The following is an 18,132-nucleotide window of genomic DNA, read 5'->3' on the forward strand; positions in this document are numbered from 1 at the left end:
TTTAATCTTGATAAAATTTATCAACTTTCAAGCAAAAGAAAAACTGTCAAATCAGGGGTCCGTCAAAATCTCCTGCAGGCTGTGGGCCCGCAGCTCCTCGTCCAGCTTGTTCTGAATCTCAGCCAGCTTGCAGTGCACGGTGCAGCCGCCGTGGCAGCTGCGCCAGGGGCATTGATACGCCGGATCCATGCAGGAGCTCAGATTCCCGCGTTCTCCCATGGCCTTCATCAGGTCATAGAGGCTGGTGCCGGTCAAATCCGCCGACAGCCGACAGCCGCCCGCCGTTCCGCGGACCACCTCCACCAGTCCGGCCTTCTCCAGCTTTTTCAGGATTTTATAGGCAAAGGCCTGGGGGAGGAGTTCATCCTGTGCGATCTGTCCCGCGGTATGCAGTTTTCCATCCAACAGTGCCCGCAGGATGCGCAGGGCGTAATCTGTCTCCCGGGTAATGACCAATGCCGCGTTCTCCTTTTATACGTCGTATTGTTAATTGGAGAATACCAATTTGGATATTTTTTGTCAAGTATCGGATGCAACCCTATAAAAAGTTTGGCAGTGTTCCATAAAAAACCAGTCGTGATTTTGATAAAATGCCGGGGCGGACGCCCTGGGACTCACGGTGGGCCCACCCGCCGGGGGACAGCCGGATATCGGTGTCGTTGCCGGGGAACACACTGTTCTGAAAGTCCGGCGCGGGGTCTGAGGGAACCGATTTCAGCAGGACGGCGATGCCGTTGTATTCAAACGTATTTTCGTTGTATAGGGAGTGGCCGGGAGTGCCATCGGTGCAGTTGAAACGGAACCGATTGCCCGTAAAGGTGCAGCCGGATGTGTGCTCCAGGCGGAGATCGAAAAGGCGGTGTCCCAGACGGTGAAGGTGCAGCTGCTGACCGGCTCTACGACGGCGAGGTCTTCCGCTGTGAGCTGTGGCTGCCGTCCGCCTCTTGACAGCGGCGGGCGATCTGCTATAATTCTGATAAAGTTCGCACCATGCCTGCTGACAGGGGTGATAGCTGCAGCCCCTTTCGGGCGCCGGCCGCGAGTCGCGGCCGGTTGGCTGGATTCTGGCGTATGCGCTTCGCGCAGGCGAGCCCGCTTGCGGTATTGGAGCACACCTGCGATGTGCTGGAAGATACCGCCGCGCGGTTCCCCATACAAATTTGTATCGCTCCGTAGGCATGAGAAGGGAGGAGAGCACTTGATTGTCTATCGGGAGCTCTCCTCCCTTGTGCGGGATCTGGGGATCCCCGCCGGGACGCTGTATGCCGTCAGCAATACACTGGACCGCCATTACATCCGCAGGCAGCTCCCCAAGTCCTCCGGCGGTGTGCGGGAGCTGTCGGTCCCGGACCCGCTGCTGAAGCACATCCAGCGCCAGATCCTGCGGGTGCTGCTGGTCCACATGCCTGTGTCCCCCTACGCCACGGCCTATCGATACGGCGGCAGCACCCTGTGCAATGCTGCGCCCCATGTGGGAAAGCCCTGTGTTTTGAAGCTGGACATCTGTCATTTTTTTGACAGTATCCTGTATTCCGCTGTGAAGGAAACTGCCTTTCCAGCTGAGGTTTATGCAGAGAACTTACGTATTCTGCTGGCTATGCTGTGCTACGGGTGGGATCGGCTGCCCCAGGGGGCGCCCACATCCCCCTGCATCACCAATATCCTTATGCGGGACTTTGACAACGAGGTGGGGGCCTGGTGCCGGGAGAGGCAGATCGCTTACACCCGGTACTGCGACGACATGACGTTCTCCGGCGATTTCGCCCGGGATGAGGTGCTCCGGTGCGTGGAGCCCCGGCTGCGGGCGCTGGGGTTCTATCTCAATCCCGGAAAGACAAAATGGCTCCCGGCAGACCGCCGGCAGCTTGTGACAGGTATTGTGGTCAACAAAAAGTGCAATGTCCCGTCCGAAGAGCGCCGTGCACTGCGCCAGGAGCTGCATTTCTGCCAAAAATTTGGCATCTCCGGCCACATGGCGCGAGCCGGGATCGACGGACCGGAGGACCGCTACCTGGCTCAGCTCCTGGGCCGGGTCAACTACCAGCTGCAGATCACGCCGGGAAGGCGGGAGCTGCAGGAAGCCCGGGACTGGCTGATCAAAGCACAGCCGCAATACGGCGGAGGGCGGGAGACATCTCCGGCAGAAAAACAGATATTGTGACATGGAAAAAGCGGGAACATCACGTAGATGTTCCCGCTTTTTCGGCTTTTTCCGAAGAGCTCGGGAGAATATCCCCGGCACATAAACCGCCGTCTGTAAGGTAAAATAAGGAGGATCTTTTGTTGAGGAGGTCTGCAAATGTCTGAACTTACGATTTCCAGTGAACGACTCACAGCCTTTGCTGCGCACCTGCGTGCCGAGGAGCGCAGCGCCGGTACCATCGAGAATTACCTGCGCCACATCCGGGCATTCGCCGTCTGGCTGGACGGCTCTCCGGTGACAAAGGAGACGGCGGCAGCCTGGAAAGAGCATCTGCTTACGCAGGACTATGCGCCGGCAACGGTCAATGCCATGCTGGCGGCGCTCAACGGCCTGTTTCACTTTCTGGGCTGGGACGGGTGCCGGGTAAAATTTCTGAGAGTCCAGCGCCGGCTGTTCCGGGACGCGGGCCGGGAGCTGACACGTCCGGAGTACGAACGTCTGATGGAGACGGCCCGTTCCAGAGGACAGGAGCGGCTGGCGCTGCTTATGGAGACGATCTGCGCTACCGGCATCCGTGTCTCCGAAGTGCAGTATATCACCATGGAGGCAGCAAAACGGGGCCGGACGGATATCTTTTTAAAAGGGAAAATCCGAACCATCCTCCTGCCGGAAAAACTTTGCCGGAAGCTGCTGAAATACGCGCAAAAACACAAAACCGCTTCTGGTGAGATCTTTCTCACCAGAAGCGGAAGAAGCTTGAGCCGCCGTCAGATCTGGGCGGAGATGAAACAGCTGTGCAGATACGCAGGAGTGGAGCCGGGAAAAGTATTCCCGCACAATTTTCGGCACCTCTTTGCCACGATCTTCTACCGGGCCTGTAAGGATATTGTTCGATTGGCCGATGTGCTAGGCCACAGTTCCATCGAAACCACACGCATTTATCTGACGACCTCCGGTGCGGAGCACGCACAGCAACTAAACAGGCTGGGATTGATTTTATAGGACATAATTTATATTTTGACCATATAAAAGCGAAAATAAATATCTTTACTTACTGTATAGATAGTAATATTATACCATCTGGCATTTTGAAACACAAGACCCATCCCGTCTTTTGACACACAAAAAGAGCCGCAAAAATGAGAAAGATTGCGGCTTTTCTTTTCATACCCATCAGTGCCTGGAAGGCGCTGCTGGCGTGGCACTTTTTCTTTCTCACAGTGCAAACTGTGCAGAGCCAGATATTTTATATAGTCAAAATATAAATTTTGAAATAAAAATATTCTAAAGAGAAAAGGATCGAACAGACGCTGACCCGTGACACCCGGACAGCGCGCTAGACAGATACGGTGTCCAAGAAAACTCAGTAATCCACAGCGGACGAATCTGCGGTCTGCTTTCGTCTGCTGCTGGAGCATTTCCAGGAGCGGTCTCTAAATGAACCGCTTATCGTCAGTTGGGAGGAGGTGATGGGACATGCTCTGTGATTTTCCTGTTCGCAGTGTTTACAGGCGGTCTCCGGAGCGGGAGCCGCCTGTAAAGCGGCTGTATCATTGTGCGTTCTGAACCTGAAGCGCAGGGGTTATAAAGAAGTTATAAAAGGAGGAAACGAGAAAATGAAGAGAAAGTTGCTGTCTGTCCTGATGGCGCTCTGTCTAATACTGACGTTGCTTCCTACGGCAGTGTTTGCAGAGGAACTCACACCTCCGGAAGAATCCGGAGAACAGCAGGAAGAGCAGATCAAGGAGCCTTCGACTCCTGAAAAGGAGCCAGACGATCCGGAGAAAGAGCAGGAGGGAGAAGAGGACCTTCAGCCCAGTGACGGGGATCCGGAACTGCCCGCCGGTGACGGAGAGGATGAAAGGGATCCGCAGACGCCGGAAGACGGTGTACAGGACCCCACCGGGGAGGAAATCCCTGAAAATGGCAGCACCTCTGTGCCGAATGAGGTGCCGCTTCAGGAGATCATTCTTCTGGAGGAGTCCGCCGTTACCATGGAACAGAACGGCGGGACGACGGAATATGACTCCGTCAGTGCGGCCATCGACGCTACGCAAGCGTATAACAAAGACACCAACAAAGGGCTGTACACCATTACACTGAATGAGAACTTGGCTGAAGACGTGGTGATCCCGGAAGGCCGGTATATCAAAATCGACCTGAACGGCCACACCCTGACCAATAAGGAAAGTCATACGATCTTCAACAAAAGCACCCGGATTACCATTGTGGATACCTCCGCGGAGAAGACCGGCGTGGTGGATAACATCAGCCATGGCAGGGGTGCGGTGTACAACAACATCAATGCGGCCATCACCCTGCAGGGCGGCTCTTATACCCGCTCTCAGGAGGCCAGTACCGGCAGCGACGCAAGCGGCAGCAACAGCTGGTATGTGTTGAAGAACTTCGGCACCATGACCATCAAAGACGGCGTCACGGTGAAGTTTTCTGATAGCAACTCCGGCCTCTATTCCAGCCTGATCGGCAATGGCTGGCAGAACAGCTCCGCAGCGGAGGCTGGATCCAATGGTGAGCCCCAGCCCAGCGCGGGCGGGAAGCAAGCCAAGCTGACCATCAATGGCGGCACCTTTACCGGCGGCCAGATCACAGTAAAGAATGACGATTACGGAGAGCTGACCATTACCGGCGGCAACTTCACGCAGCCCGGCGAGAATCGCTATGCCGTATATAATGCCAACACGGCAACGATCTCCGGCGGCACATTTACCGCCGAGAGCACGGTTGTGGGCTCTGACTACTTTGCAGGCGAGGCCAACACCGGCAAGCTGACCATTTCGAAAGGAACATTCACCAGTGAGAGCAGCGGAACCGCCATTTCCATGGGGGCCGGCGCGGATCTCACGCTCACCGGCGGCACCTTCCAGACGCAGGGCGACGGCTCTTCGTACGTGATCAGTCTGGCAGAAACGGCCACAGCAGAAATTTCCGGCGGCAGCTTCCCCGGCGCCGAGGCGGCGCGGGTTGTCAACAGTTCCGACGCCTTCAGGGATGGTTACGGCGTGGTGGAAAATCCGGATGGCTCCCTCTCTGTCGGGGTGAAAGACGAGTCCGCCGAGGCGGTCGTGATTGCCCGGGATGGAAGCAGAACCAACTACCTGACTTTGAGTGCGGCTGCGAAAGCAGCGCCTGCCGGCAGCACCGTCCAGCTGCAGAAGAATCTCGTGCTCACCTCCGGCATCAGCACTGTAAATTATGGCGTGACCATTGATCTCAATGGCTATGATATTGACGGCACGGCAGTTACCAGCAGTGACGGCGCAGTGGCATTGAAGACGAATTACAGCAGTAAGCCGGTTGACGGCGTGGACTCCACTATGCGGCTCATCAACTCGGTTTCCGGGCAGGGCGGCACCATTCAGGCGAAGCTGCCTGTCAGCGTGAAATCCGGGAACAGTACGATTCCGCTGCCCGCCGAAATCGGCGCCGGCGTGACACTTGTGGTTCTGGAGGGCGGTACGGATGCTGTCAAGCTGGACAGCAGCGCGTATCTCCTATACAGTGAAACTGCGGCAGACTATATTGCCAACGGCGGCTTCCGGGTGAGCGTCGGCGGTGTCGACCGCATTTATGGCCGCTATGCCAATGCGGCGAGTGCTGCCGGGGACAATGCCGTCGTGACGCTTCTGCACGATTATACTGGAAGTGACAAGATCTATTCCGGCAGCCGCAGCGGCACGCTGAATCTTGCCGGCAGAACGTATACTTACACAGGCTCAGACGCGATTGTAGATGTCAATTATGAGAATGTCGGCCTCACCATCCAGAACGGCACCCTGATGGGGACAAGCCCTGAGGCAGATGGAGCTCAAGTGCTGTACAGCAACAGTTCCCTCACCCTGGAAGGTGTTACCGTCGACGTTAAGGGAGAAGATATCTACGGCATCGTCACCAACGGCACCAATGTGAAGAACGCCATCGCCCTGAAGAACAGCACCCTCAACGTGCCCAATGGGAACGGCATCTACTTCCCCAGCACCGGGACAGTGACCATCGAAAACTCCATCATCAACGCCAAGTATGTGGGTGTGCAGATGTGCGCCGGCAGTCTGGCAGTACGGGGAGCGCAGACGGCCATCACAGTGACAGGGGAGCCGACGCAAAAAACTGACAGCGACGGCGTCATCGGCGACGGCGCTGCCATCTCCATTGTGGAGCGGGAGGGCTATCAGGACCTGGGCACCGTCACCATTGAGGACGGAACCTTCCAATCCGCAGAAAGTGTTGATGCAGTCAAGGCCTACGCCTTCAATAATGCGGATAAGACGGAAGAAGCATGGCCCACTGCCGGCGAGGTAGTTTCCGTCTCCGGCGGCACCTTCTCCGCTGAAGTGCCGGAGGCCTTGTGCCAGGACGGCTATGTGGCGGTCAAGGATGAGAACGGCAGCTTTGTGGTGGGGAAAGATCCCGCCAAGACCTTTGTGGCGCAGATAGGCGACAGGGAGTTCACCACGATCCAGGGAGCCATTGACGCGGCCGTCTCCGGCGACACGGTTCAGATCAAACCCGGGACCTATGCCGAGGATCTCACAATCAGCAAGAAGATCACGCTGCTTGGCAGCGGCGCGGGCGAAGCCGGCACGATCCTGACGGGAACGGTCAGTGTTGCCGCGGATGGCGTCACACTGGATGGCATCTGGTTCCAGCAGACCTATTCTGAGGAGGACTCTAAGGACCAGGGTGCCTGCAAATTAAAAACCACGGAAACGGGAACAAATCTTACCATCCAAAACTGCATTGTTCAGCGGATGACCGGCACTGCAATTCCCTATGGCGCCATTGTTCATTACGGCGCCGCCGAAGGAACCCTGACTCTGAAAAACACGGAATTGATCGCCCCTGTTGCCGGGACCGCAGACGAAATCAACAGTGCGTCTCCTTCTGTGATCGGCGTTGCTGCTTGGGCGCAAACCGGCGAGAATATCGACGAAGCGTGGAAGCTGGTTGTAACAGACTGTACCATCCGTACCAACGGATTTGCGGTGTTTGACCGTTGGAACAACGCCACCTATACCAATACGACCTTCACCGGACTGGAAGGCGTGGAGGGACTCGATGACATCGAGGTCAAAACGTGCTATATGGCGCTCAATAATCCCCATGCAAATGATGTGACATACGATCATTGCACCTTCCGGAACATGCGCAGCTGGGGAATGCTGGTTGCAGGCGAAGAGCTCACGGTGACAGACTGCACCTTTGATGGAACAAACCAGTCCTGTGCGATCTCTGTGGCCTATGGTACAATCGACAAGTGTACGATTACGGGGAACACCTTTGATCTGAGCGGCAGCGGCAGCGGAATTATGTTCAGCGGCGCGGTGACCGAAACCTCCACAATCACAGTTGCGGACAACACATTCAAAAACTGCAGCCAGGAGGGCGGATACTGCGTCAATAATACCAGCGCTGTGGAAGGAGAGCAGGTTGCTCCGATCACGGTCACAGGATCCACCTTTATCGACTGTGCGAACAAGTATCTGAACCAGGTAAATGTGGAGGAAGCCGCAGCCTCTGATACCGCTTACGTGGTGTCCGGAAACACGGAGACGTACTACGAGACGCTGGCAGAGGCGATCTCCTCCGCGCCCGTGGGTTCGGCCGTGTATCTGCTGAAGGACATCAGTGAAACGGTCTCCGTCTCCAAGAACATCTCTATTTACACAAACGGCCATGCTTTCAGTGCGGCAAATATCCAATGTGCCGCAAACTACTATGTGCGGCAGATCTCGGGAGGGTATGAGGTTTATTATTCTGCCCCATCTACCGGCTCCGGCGGCTCTGACAGCGATCCCAGTTACGCCCCCATCCTGGATGTCGGCAGCGGCGGCAGCGTGAAGGTGAATCCCCGGACTCCCGAGGAGGGCGACAAGGTGACCATCACCCCGGATCCCGACAGCGGTTATGGGGTGGACGAGGTCATCGTCACCGACCGGAATGGCCGGGAGATCGACGTCACCGCCAATCGGGACGGCACCTATACCTTTGAACAGCCCCGCGGCCGGGTGACCATCGAAGTCACCTTCACCCGCACCGGAGAGAGCGCCTTCTTTACCGATGTGCCGGAGACCTTCTGGGCCTACGATGAGATCGCCTGGGCCTATGACAACGGCTACGTCAACGGCACCACGGCCACGACGTTCAGCCCCAACGGCAGCATCACCCGCCAGCAGGTGTGGATGATCCTGGCGCGGCTCAGCGGACAGTCTCCCGCCAACATGGCAGAGGCGCGCACCTGGGCCATGGACAACGGCATCTCCGACGGCACCAACCCCGGTGCGGCGGTGACCCGGCAGCAGCTGGTGGCCCTGCTGTACCGCTTTGCGGAACTGCGGAATTATGCCAACGGCCAGCGGGCCGATCTGAGCGCCTATCCGGATGCCGGCAGCGTGGCGGGGTACGCAGTGGAACCCCTGCAGTGGTCCGTGGCCAACGGCATCGTGGGCGGCACCAGCGCAGGGACGCTGAACCCCGCTGGAACAGCCACCCGCGCCCAGTTCGCGGTGATCCTTTATCGCTTCTGGAATCAGGTGGCCTGAGACAAATCAGAATAAGACAGCAGGGCGGAGAAATCCGCCCTGCTGCTTTTTGAAAAAGAGAACCACCGGCAAAACCGATGGTTCCAAAAAGCTTTAGCCATGCCGAAAAAATATCCTCCTTTGGTAGAACAATGGAGGTCTGCCAACTGCTACAAGAACCAAAGGAGGAAATTGTGTGAGTACAAGGGGACAGAAATTATAGAGGAGAGGCGTACAAAGATCATGTTCACATATTGGAAGGTATCCCGCCCAAGTACAGCGTTTCACAGATTATGGGGTGTTGAAAGGGGAAAAATAGTCTGATGATCTATGAAAGCATGCGAACATGAGATAAATATGGAAACCGGCATTTCTGGCGTAGGGGATATGACGGCGCGAAGGCGGACCACATCTTCAACGGAACAGGGGATCAAGAATCGTACTGATGGAGAAGGGGCGCACCTATATATCGGATACCGGATATAGATTGCTGTTCAAAAGGGAGCAATGCGGATACTATCTCCCTATATACAGATGGTTCCAAAACCAGCCGGAACTGCTGCCCATATTCCGCCGGAGAGGGATGAGAGGCAGGGCCTGAACCATGCGGCAAGACCGGATCGGCCGATTGCCTTTTCCGGAAGGACTCTGTGCATCTTCTGCGGCCGGGGCAACAGACTAGGGATTGGGGGAAAGATCATGCTTGTTATGCAAACTCCATCTGCGTCTCAGACAGGAAACACAGATGGAGCTGTTTCATTCGGCGGCACTATTTTTTCAGATTCCCCGTTGCCGGGTTGTCGATCAACCTGCCCTCCTCTGTAAAACGGGAGCCGTGGCAGGGGCAATCCCACGTGTGCTCCTGCGGGTTCCATTTCAACGCGCAGCCGAGATGGGGACAACGCTTGGCGGAAGGGGTCAGGAGGTTGACCACGGCCTCGAAGCCATTGACCACCAATTGGGGGCGAAGAATCGTTCTGGAGGGGGAAAACACCTCGGCATAGGGGCTCTGCTTCCCTTGGACAAGATCGCACAGGACCATGGCCGATACCATGGCGGAGGTCATTCCCCACTTGTTGAAACCGGTGGCCACATACAGGTCGGATGCGCTGGCGGAATAGGGGCCGATATAGGGAACGCCGTCCAGAGACATGCAGTCCTGGGTAGCCCAGTGGGATGTCTCCGCGGCCTTGGGATAGTGCCGCTGGGCGAAATCCCGCAGTTCCTGCCAGGCCCCGCCCTGTTTTCCGGTGCGGTGGTCTCCGCCACCTACCAGCAGCAAATTCTTGTAGTTGCGAAAGGACATGCCCGTCTGGGCCTCGTCCACATACATGCCGTCTACATTCGGGGCGTTTTCCAGGGCAATCACATAGGAGCGGTGCTGATACAGTTTGGCAAAGAAGCTGCCGTGCTTATTCAAAAAGGGAAAGTGGGTGGCTACAATTATTTTGTTTGCCGTGACTTTTCCATAATCCGTAATTGCAGTTGTTCCGACCAGCTCCCGCACCGGCGTGTGCTCGCAGATGTGCAGGCTCTTTGAAATCGCGGCGATCCATTTCAGCGGATGAAACTGGGCCTGGTTTGGATATCGAACTGCTCCGGCCACAGGGAAGGGGAGGGGGAGGCGGTCTGTAAATTCCCCAGGAACCCCCAGTTTTTCCAGGGCATCCAGCTCCCGTTCGATTTTCCGGCGGTCATTCAGAGAGTACACATAGGCGGTCTTTTCTTCAAAGTCGCAGTCCATGCCGCGGCACAGCTCCCGGTACTTCTGAAGGGCCGCTTCATTGGCATCAAGGTACTGTTTGGCCTGGCCAGCTCCAAATTTACGGATCAGCTTGTCATAGATCAGGCCGTGCTGGGAGGTGATTTTGGCGGTGGTGTTTTTGGTGATCCCGCCGCCGATCGTCTCAGCTTCCAAGAGCAGATAGAGGACTCCGGCCTGGTGCAGCAGATATGCACATAAAACCCCCGCTATCCCCCGCCGATAATCAATACATCGGTCTTTGCATCCTGCTCCAGATGACAAAACCCTGTATGTCCGGACGTCTGTTCCCACAATGACTCCATATACGATCCTCCAAATGCGTAATTTAGAAATAGTGTTCTCCAAATCACGGGAACAATATGTGGAGGTTCGACACGATGGCTCTGGATGGAAGGGCGAGCCAACGGCTCCGATGTACACGCTCACCCTGTACCGACGGAAAGACTCCGCAGATTGAAAGCCGTCATTTGCGCTTCCGCCATCCGGAAATTCCAGATGCAAGGAACAGCACTCAGCCCCAGGCAGACACAGATCTGGACGGCGCATGGGAGATGCTTTTGAAAAATCCGGCCAAAACGCAGCGCAGCGGCGCAAAGGCGGCGTTGTCCTGGAGCCTCATAAAAATTCCTTCCCGAAAAATAGTCTTGTGTTTGTGCTGCCGGTCAGCTTTGCTGTGCTTCCTGCTGCTTGCGGATATGAAAGCGGAGGCAGTCCAGACGCTCCAGCTGCGGCCTGATATACTGAATCGAAAGATGGAAAGCTGTCCCGACACAATCCGCCTCCGCAGCTGTCAATTCTTTGATAACTCTGGCCGGAAGCCCGGGCAATTCCTCTCTGGAGATACAGTGGCTCTATAAAGAGCTGCTGAAAAAGGAGGACGTTCAAAGCAAAGAGAACCGCTGTAAAGCAAAAAGACTTGTATGCAAAACAGTGCGGAATCTTCGCCAAATGCCGTCCCCCGCCATGGAAGTAGAGGCGGAACAGTCGCTCATCCGAACAACCCCGGCCAAGAGCTGCGCACACTGCGAAAGGTGGAGCGCAGGAGGTGAAGGACCTGACACCGGATCAGCTGACAGCGTTTTTTCAGAAGGCCGGGAAAAGCGGCGTGTATGAACGCTGCTACATGGACCTGGACAACCGGCCTGCGGCGGGGAGAGCTGTTGGGATTAAAATGGACAGGCATTGACTTCCAGAGAAAAACGCTCCGTATCCAGCGGCGTATCGCCCGGCAGAACGGGGGAAACGTGAAAACAGTCTCTGGAATGATGGGCCATTACAGCGCCGGATTCACGCTGGACACCTACGCCCACGTCACCAAAGACACCCAGATCCAGGCGGTAAACACGGTCAGCGGCATCCTGACAGCAGCGAGGAACTGATAGTAATGGTAGAAGTAGCCTGAAATTTCACCGGCCTGTGGCGTGATATGGGCAGAGACGAAGCGGGGGAAGGACCGGAGAAAAACAGAGAAGCCTGTGTTCTTAGAGAACACAGGCTTCTTGCTGGTACGCCCTGAGGGATTCGAACCCCCGGCCTTCTGGTCCGTAGCCAGACGCTCTATCCAGCTGAGCTAAGGGCGCACATCCTGTCCTGCCGGACAGCTTTATTATAATAGCATGTCTGATTTCAAAATGCAAGAGTTTTTTTGGATTTTTTATGTTAATTTTCAAACCCTTGTAAACGCCGGGGTTCTGTGCTAAAGTGGAGTTAAAGTTTTCATTCGGGAAAGAGAGAAGCGGACCATGGAGAACTACGCATTCAAAAGCGTCGCGTTCGGCGGATTCGACAAGCAGGATGTGATCCACTATATTGAGCAGACTGCCAAGGAGGCCGCCGCCGTCCAGGAGAGGCTGCAGAAGGAGAACGAGGACCTGCAGACAGAGGCGGACAGCCTGCGGACCCAGGTCCGGGAGCTGCAGACGCGGCTGGAGACGGAGACCGCCCTCCGGGAGCAGGCCCAGTCCGAGCTGGAGCAGGAGCGCACAGCCCGGCAGGGGCTGGAGGCATTCAAGCCGGAGGCTGAACGGCTGGCCGCTGAGCTGGAGCGGCTCCGGCCGGAGGCGGAGGCCTACGCCCAGTTCCGGGACCGGGTGGGGGACATCGAGTGCGACGCCCACAAACGGGCCGCTGAGCTGGAGGCGTCCACCACCGCCAGGCTGCGCCGCACGGTGGAGCTGTTCCGGGCCCAGTATGTGACGCTGATGTCCTCCTTCGAGTCCACCGCCTCCCATGTGACGGCGGAGCTGCGGAAAGTTGAGGTCAACCTGTCTCAGCTGCCCCGGGCGATGGACCAGGCGGGGACAGAACTGAACGAGCTGGCCGCCCTGCTGGACCGGAGCACTAAGAAAGAGGAAAAAGAGCCGCGGGGTTGAGCACCGCCGGATCTGAACGCTCGAATGGTGAGCCGGTCGAAAAACATGCATTGGTCAAAGCCGGATTGAGCCCGCAGATCGACCGCAAAGACTTGGGCGCACTCCGCGGATAATTGCCCCCGAAGCTGCCTAAGATAAGACGAACGGGGAGACTGCCCTGGAAAGGAACGACGCGCTATAGACGACCATCCGGGTATTCCTGCCGCCGGCAAGCGGCGGCAGGGAGGCCCTGAAGCCATCCATTTCGCATAGAGAAGCCCCATGACAGGAAAGAGGTGAAGAAGATGCCACTGGAAGTCATCGAGAACATCACACGCGTGGAGGCGGATAACCGGGAGCGCAAGGCCTCCGCAGAAGCAAAGGCGAAACAGATCGTCGCCGATGCACAGCGGGACGGTCTTGCGCTCTTGCAGCAGACGCGGGCTGCCGCTGCGGACCGGGGGCGGGAGCTGCTCCGTCAGGCGGAGGCAAGAGCTGCGGCCAGAGGAGACGAGATCGGGCAAGAAGCCCAGGCGGAGGCGGAGCGCCTGCGCCGTGAGGCGGAGAAGCGGCTGGACATGGCTGCCGATCTCATTGTCGGAAGGGTTGTGAAAGACTGACATGGCCATTGTAAAGATGAAGAGGCTCCGGGTGATCGCCATGGCAGCCTGCCGGGAAGAGCTGCTGGGGCAGCTCCAGCGGCTGGGCTGTGTGGAGATCCGGGAGCCGGAGACCGCCGGGGAGGACTGGTCCGGCCTGCTGGAGCGGGAGAGCTCCCGCCTGGCGGAGGCCAAAGGCGCCCTGGCGGAGGTGAACACCGCCCTGGCCGCCATGCGGCGGTACGGACAGGTGAAGGACGGGCTGTTTGTCAAGCGCAGGCTCGTCACAGAGAAGGAGTTTCTGGGCGGTGGACTGGAGGCGCAGGCCAAAACCGTCACCCAAGACGTGGGGAGCGGCTGCGGACCCTTTCCGGGATCCAGACCGAGATGTCCCGCCTTCAGGCTCGCCGGGCAGGGCTGCTGCCCTGGCAGGATCTGGACCTGCCGCTGGAGGCGGAGGGAACGGAGCACGTGCTCTCCCGCCTGGGGACCTGCCCCGCGGGAACGGACGTGGGCGCCCTGCGGCTAGAGTTGGAGGCGCTGCCTGCGGAGCTGCTGGAGATCAGCGCCGACAAGCAGCAGCGATACCTGCTGCTCCTCTGCCACCGGGCGGCGGAGGAGCCGGTAATGGAGGTCCTGCGGGCCCACGGCTTCAGCGCGGCTGCTTTTCCGGGGGTCACCGGCACGGCGGCAGCGGATCTGAAGCAGACCGACCGGCAGCTGGAGGAGCTCCAGCGCAGGCGGGAGGAGGCCGAGGCGGCCATTGCGGAGAGCGCCCGGGAGCGGGACACCCTGCGGACCTACGCGGACCGGCTGACAGCGGAGACCGCTCGGGAGAGCGCGGCGGAGCGGCTGCTTACCGACGGGACCATTGTCTTCTTCGAGGGATGGGCCCCGGCGGAGCGCATGGCGGACGTGAGCGCCCTGCTGGAGCGCCTGGGCTGTGCCTGGGAGGCGGCGGATCCCGCGCCGGAGGAGTATCCGGAGGTGCCGGTGAAGCTGAAGAACAACTGTCTGACCCGGCCGCTGAACATGGTGACGGAGATGTACTCCCTGCCTGCCTATGACAATGTGGACCCCAACCCCCTCATGGCGCCGTTTTTCATCCTCTTCTACGGCGTGATGATGGCGGATATGGGATACGGACTGCTGATGATGCTGGCCTCCGTCTTTGTCCTGCGGACATACCGCCCGAAGGGAACGATGCAGCACTTCTTCGGCCTGCTGGGCCTGTGCGGCATCAGCACCTTTGTGATGGGCGCCCTGACAGGCGGTTTCTTCGGCGATTTCCTCACCCAGCTGGCCCAGCTGATCCACCCGGAGAGCACGTTCGCCCTGCCAGCCCTGTTCACGCCGCTGGACGACACGCTGATGATTCTGGTGGGCGCCATGTGCCTGGGCTTTGTCCAGATCCTCACCGGCATGGTGATCAGCGTGGTAGGGAAACTGAAGCGCGGACAGTTCCTGGACGCGTTCTGGGAGGAGATCACCTGGTGGGTGGTCTTCGCCGGAATCGCGCTGGCAGTGCTGGGGGTGACGAACCTGGTGCTGTATGCGGGCATCGTGCTGGTGGTGGCCGGGCCTGTCATCAACGGAAAGGGATTCGGGAAGATCACCGGGATCTTCGGCTCCCTGTACAACCACGTGACCGGCTATTTCGGGGACATCCTGTCCTACTCCCGGCTGATGGCCCTGATGCTGTCCGGCAGCGTCATCGCTCAGGTGTTCAACACCTTGGGCGCCATCCCCGGCAACGTGGTGGTGTTCTTCATCGTCTCCATGGCGGGAAACGCCCTGAACTTCGCGCTGAATCTGCTGGGCTGCTACGTCCATGACCTGCGGCTCCAGTGCCTGGAGTTCTTTAAAAACTTCTATCAGGACGGCGGAAAGCCCTTCCGCCCCCTGGCGGTGGATACAAAATACGTGGATATTCAAAAAGACTGAGGAGGAATCGAGATATGGAGTTCTTTGAGGCATTCGGCGGTTTGGCATTGGGTCTGCTGGGCGCTGGTCTGGCAGCGGTCCTCTCGGGCATCGGGTCGGCCAAAGGCACCGGCATCGCAGGCGAGGCGGGCACGGGGCTTCTGTGCCAGGATCCCAGCAAGTTCGGCAAGGTGATGATCCTCCAGGTGATCCCCGGCACCCAGGGTCTGTACGGCCTGGTGGTGTGGTTTTTCGCGGTGTTCCGCATGGGGCTGCTGGACGGCACCGCCTTTGATATGACCGTGCAGGAGGGGCTGCGGTATTTCGTGGCCTGCCTGCCCATGGCGTTGGGCGGCCTGTTCTCTGCCATCGCCCAGGGCCGCGTGGCCGCCGGGTCCATCAACCTGCTGGCCAAGAAGCCCGACGACTGGTCCAAGGGCATGGTGCTGTGCATCACGGTGGAGTTCTACGCGATCCTGTCCCTGCTGGCCTCCATGCTCATGATTATCAACATCAGCGGCTGACCCTGGAGAAAGGGGACAGAGTATGAACGGTATCGACAAGATCACACAGCGGATCGGCGCGGACACCCAGGCGGAGATCGACCGCATCCTGGCGGACGCCGCCGCCCAGGCGGAGGCCGCGGCCGACAAGTTCCGCACCCAGGCGGAGGCCGAGGACCGGGACCTGCTGGCAAAGAGCGAGAGGACCGCGGCGGAGCGGGAGGAGCGCCTTGTCAGCGCCGCCCAGATGGAGGCCCGGAAGACGCTTCTGACCGCCAAGCAGGAGATGGTGGAACGGGCTTACCAGCGGGCGCTGGAAAAGCTCCGTTCCCTGCCGCAGGAACAGTATGTGGAGCTGCTGGCGGCGCTGCTGGTGCGGGCGTCCTCCACCGGACGGGAGGAGGTTGTCTTCTCCACGGAGGATCGGGAGGGCGCCGGCAAGGCGGCTGTGGCCCGGGCCAACGAGCTGCTGGCCAAGGAGGCCGCGCCGGAGCTGCCCCTCGGGGACGGCGTGGTAGCCAATCTTCTGAACAAGGTGGCCGCCGGCGTCAGCGCCTTCGCGCAGGGCACGGCCATGCTGGCCGTGTCGGAGGAGACCCGCGACATCTCGGGCGGCTTCATCCTGAAGGATGGGCGCATCGAGGTCAACTGCACCTTTGACGCCCTGGTGCGCGCGGAGCGGGAGCAGACCGCCGGCGAGGTGGCGAAGCTGCTGTTCCCGGAGGCGTGAGGAAGGAGGCGTCGGTTTGGCAAAGACCATCAAGGACACCGATTACCTGGTGATCTCCGCCCGGGTGAAGGCCCTGGAGACAGGGCTTCTGACGGCGGAGCGGATGGAGCAGATCCTGGATGCCAAAAGCGGCGAGGACGCGGGGAAGCTCTTGCAGGAGTGGGGGTATCCCCAGCTGGATCCCCGGCGGCCGGAGGCCATGGACGCGGCATTGTCCGCCGTGCGGGAGGCCACCTTGGCCGACTTGGCGGAGGGAACGCCGGACGCCCGGTATATCGATCTCTTCAAAGTGAAATACGACTATCATAATGTGAAGGCCCTGCTGAAGGCGGAGGCTGTGGGCACCGCCCCGGACCGTATGCTGATGGACATGGGCCGGGTAAGCACCGCCGAACTGGCAGAGGCGGTCCGATCCCGGGAGCTGGATGGCTTGCCGGAGACGCTGGCCGCGGCCGTGGTGGAGGCCCGGGAGGTGCTGGACACCACCCGAGATCCCCAGCTCAGCGACATCGTGCTGGACCGGTGGTGCTACCGGGATATGGCGGCCCTGGCAGAGGAGACCGGCAGCGCGTTCCTCCGGGGCTATGTGGCGGTGCAGGTTGACGCAGTGAACCTGCGGACGGCGGTGCGGACGCTGCGCATGGGAAAGGGGGCGGACTTCCTCCTGGGCGCGCTGCTGGAGGGGGGAGACCTCGCTCCGGATGCGGTGGCAAAGGCCGCCTCCAGCGGGGCCGCGGGCCTGCGGGAGCTCTACGGCGCCACCCGTTTCCGCGACGCCGCGGAGGCAGGGGCAGAGGCCCTGAAGGGCGGCCCCCTGACGGCGTTTGAAAAGCTCTGTGACGACGCGGTGGGGGACTATCTGGCGGGCGCTCAGTCCGTGCCTTTCGGCGAGGCCCCTCTGGTAAGCTATCTGGCCGCACGGGAGACGGAGTACACGAACCTGCGGATCCTGCTGATGGGCCGCGCCGCCGGCATCGACCCGGCGGTGATCCGCACCCGCCTGCGGGCAAGCTATGTGTAAGGAGGCGGCGCCATGGCCACAACGTATCGGATCGCCGTGATCGGCAGCTGGGAGTCCGTCATGGGCTTTCGGGCCCTGGGACTGGAGACGTATCCCGTCACCGCCCCCGAGGAGGCCCGGGAGACCATCCGGGAGCTGGCAAAGAGCGGCGACTGCGGCATCATCTATCTGACGGAGCAGCTGGCAAAGGACCTGCCGGACGTGCTGGACCGGTATAAGGACGAGCTGCGGCCCGCCATCATCCTGATCCCCGGCCGGGAGGGCTCTCTCGGCATCGGTATGAACAACATCCAGCAGTCCATTCAGAGAGCGGTGGGCGCGGATATCCTCTGAGGAGAACAGGCTGACGCCGCTATGGCATTGCGATTTTCGACCCTGTTTGGGCCGCAATCGCGCCTCGTGTGCACACCGTCGGGCCAAGCCGGTCAGCAGGTGTTGCCGCACCTGCCGACCGGGGGCCTTCCTCGAAACAGCCCCGCTTTTCCGCCTCTGGCGGCGTTTCGGCTGTTTTCCCTGAGATGTGCCGGCGGGCGAACCCGCCTGCGCTGAATTCCCGCGCCG

Annotated in this window: 15 protein-coding genes, 1 tRNA gene and 2 pseudogenes; 14 read left to right on the forward strand and 4 right to left on the reverse strand. The window is 59.3% G+C overall.

All coding sequences use genetic code 11. The features are described from left to right. Nucleotides 1-51: 51 nt before the first annotated feature. Nucleotides 52-456, reverse strand: a complete 405-nt coding sequence (locus tag EIO64_RS18080) for an RrF2 family transcriptional regulator (protein WP_021748810.1) — start codon at nt 454-456, stop codon at nt 52-54. A 742-nt stretch (nt 457-1,198) separates the two neighbouring features. Between EIO64_RS18080 and EIO64_RS18085 the strand changes: the two genes are divergently transcribed. Together EIO64_RS18085 and EIO64_RS18090 are read left to right on the forward strand one after the other, a co-directional pair. After that, complete coding sequence (locus EIO64_RS18085) at nt 1,199-2,161, forward strand: reverse transcriptase family protein (RefSeq protein WP_136891726.1); 963 nt, start codon at nt 1,199-1,201, stop codon at nt 2,159-2,161. Between the two features lie 138 nt (nt 2,162-2,299). Continuing rightward, nucleotides 2,300-3,145 (forward strand): tyrosine-type recombinase/integrase, encoded by an 846-nt coding sequence (locus EIO64_RS18090; RefSeq protein WP_136891727.1) that lies wholly within the window; start codon nt 2,300-2,302, stop codon nt 3,143-3,145. Nucleotides 3,146-3,153: 8 nt separating this feature from the next. Here the strand turns inward: EIO64_RS18090 and EIO64_RS18095 are convergent, their stop codons facing one another. Then, entirely contained in the window at nt 3,154-3,561 is a 408-nt protein-coding gene (locus EIO64_RS18095) for a hypothetical protein (RefSeq protein ID WP_136891728.1), read from the reverse strand. 198 nt (nt 3,562-3,759) lie between these two features. On the opposite strand from EIO64_RS18095, the gene EIO64_RS18100 reads away from it, so the two are divergent. Together EIO64_RS18100 and tnpA are read left to right on the forward strand one after the other, a co-directional pair. Next, nucleotides 3,760-8,700, forward strand: a complete 4,941-nt coding sequence (locus tag EIO64_RS18100; protein WP_136891729.1) for an S-layer homology domain-containing protein — start codon at nt 3,760-3,762, stop codon at nt 8,698-8,700. Nucleotides 8,701-8,865: 165 nt separating this feature from the next. Then, nucleotides 8,866-9,068: pseudogene (gene tnpA, locus EIO64_RS19320) on the forward strand (IS200/IS605 family transposase); the annotation flags it as partial. A gap of 380 nt (nt 9,069-9,448) precedes the next feature. On the opposite strand, the pseudogene EIO64_RS18110 reads toward tnpA, so the two are convergent. Continuing rightward, nucleotides 9,449-10,746 (reverse strand): annotated as a pseudogene (locus EIO64_RS18110) (FAD-dependent oxidoreductase). A gap of 242 nt (nt 10,747-10,988) precedes the next feature. Between EIO64_RS18110 and EIO64_RS18115 the strand changes: the two are divergent. Beyond that, complete coding sequence (locus EIO64_RS18115; protein WP_145985067.1) at nt 10,989-11,180, forward strand: hypothetical protein; 192 nt, start codon at nt 10,989-10,991, stop codon at nt 11,178-11,180. 373 nt (nt 11,181-11,553) lie between these two features. Then, on the forward strand, nt 11,554-11,823 hold the full coding sequence (locus EIO64_RS18120; protein ID WP_119310923.1) for a site-specific integrase: 270 nt from the start codon (nt 11,554-11,556) through the stop codon (nt 11,821-11,823). Between the two features lie 124 nt (nt 11,824-11,947). Here the strand turns inward: EIO64_RS18120 and EIO64_RS18125 are convergent. Beyond that, nucleotides 11,948-12,024 (reverse strand) — tRNA-Arg (locus EIO64_RS18125). Nucleotides 12,025-12,186: 162 nt separating this feature from the next. Here EIO64_RS18125 and EIO64_RS18130 point away from each other — a divergent pair. The 8 genes from EIO64_RS18130 to EIO64_RS18165 all read left to right on the forward strand — a co-directional run bounded on the left by EIO64_RS18130 (nt 12,187) and on the right by EIO64_RS18165 (nt 17,904). Next, complete coding sequence (locus EIO64_RS18130; RefSeq protein WP_025544356.1) at nt 12,187-12,816, forward strand: hypothetical protein; 630 nt, start codon at nt 12,187-12,189, stop codon at nt 12,814-12,816. A gap of 284 nt (nt 12,817-13,100) precedes the next feature. Beyond that, a complete protein-coding gene (locus tag EIO64_RS18135) occupies nt 13,101-13,415 on the forward strand; it encodes a hypothetical protein (protein ID WP_021751481.1) in 315 nt (104 codons plus the stop codon). 1 nt (nt 13,416) lies between these two features. Further along, nucleotides 13,417-13,923 (forward strand): hypothetical protein, encoded by a 507-nt coding sequence (locus EIO64_RS18140; protein ID WP_249390736.1) that lies wholly within the window; start codon nt 13,417-13,419, stop codon nt 13,921-13,923. A 377-nt stretch (nt 13,924-14,300) separates the two neighbouring features. Then, a complete protein-coding gene (locus tag EIO64_RS18145) occupies nt 14,301-15,338 on the forward strand; it encodes a V-type ATP synthase subunit I (RefSeq protein ID WP_249390925.1) in 1,038 nt (345 codons plus the stop codon). 14 nt (nt 15,339-15,352) lie between these two features. Next, complete coding sequence (locus EIO64_RS18150) at nt 15,353-15,841, forward strand: V-type ATP synthase subunit K (RefSeq protein WP_021751479.1); 489 nt, start codon at nt 15,353-15,355, stop codon at nt 15,839-15,841. A 22-nt stretch (nt 15,842-15,863) separates the two neighbouring features. Beyond that, on the forward strand, nt 15,864-16,550 hold the full coding sequence (locus EIO64_RS18155; RefSeq protein ID WP_119310925.1) for a V-type ATP synthase subunit E: 687 nt from the start codon (nt 15,864-15,866) through the stop codon (nt 16,548-16,550). Nucleotides 16,551-16,566: 16 nt separating this feature from the next. Then, nucleotides 16,567-17,571: a V-type ATPase subunit gene (locus tag EIO64_RS18160; protein ID WP_119310926.1), complete on the forward strand. Its 1,005-nt coding sequence runs from the start codon at nt 16,567-16,569 to the stop codon at nt 17,569-17,571. Between the two features lie 12 nt (nt 17,572-17,583). Next, complete coding sequence (locus EIO64_RS18165) at nt 17,584-17,904, forward strand: V-type ATP synthase subunit F (RefSeq protein ID WP_021751476.1); 321 nt, start codon at nt 17,584-17,586, stop codon at nt 17,902-17,904. The last annotated feature ends 228 nt before the right edge of the window (nt 17,905-18,132 follow it).

Source organism: Dysosmobacter welbionis (assembly GCF_005121165.3).
GTDB classification, from domain to species: domain Bacteria; phylum Bacillota; class Clostridia; order Oscillospirales; family Oscillospiraceae; genus Oscillibacter; species Oscillibacter welbionis.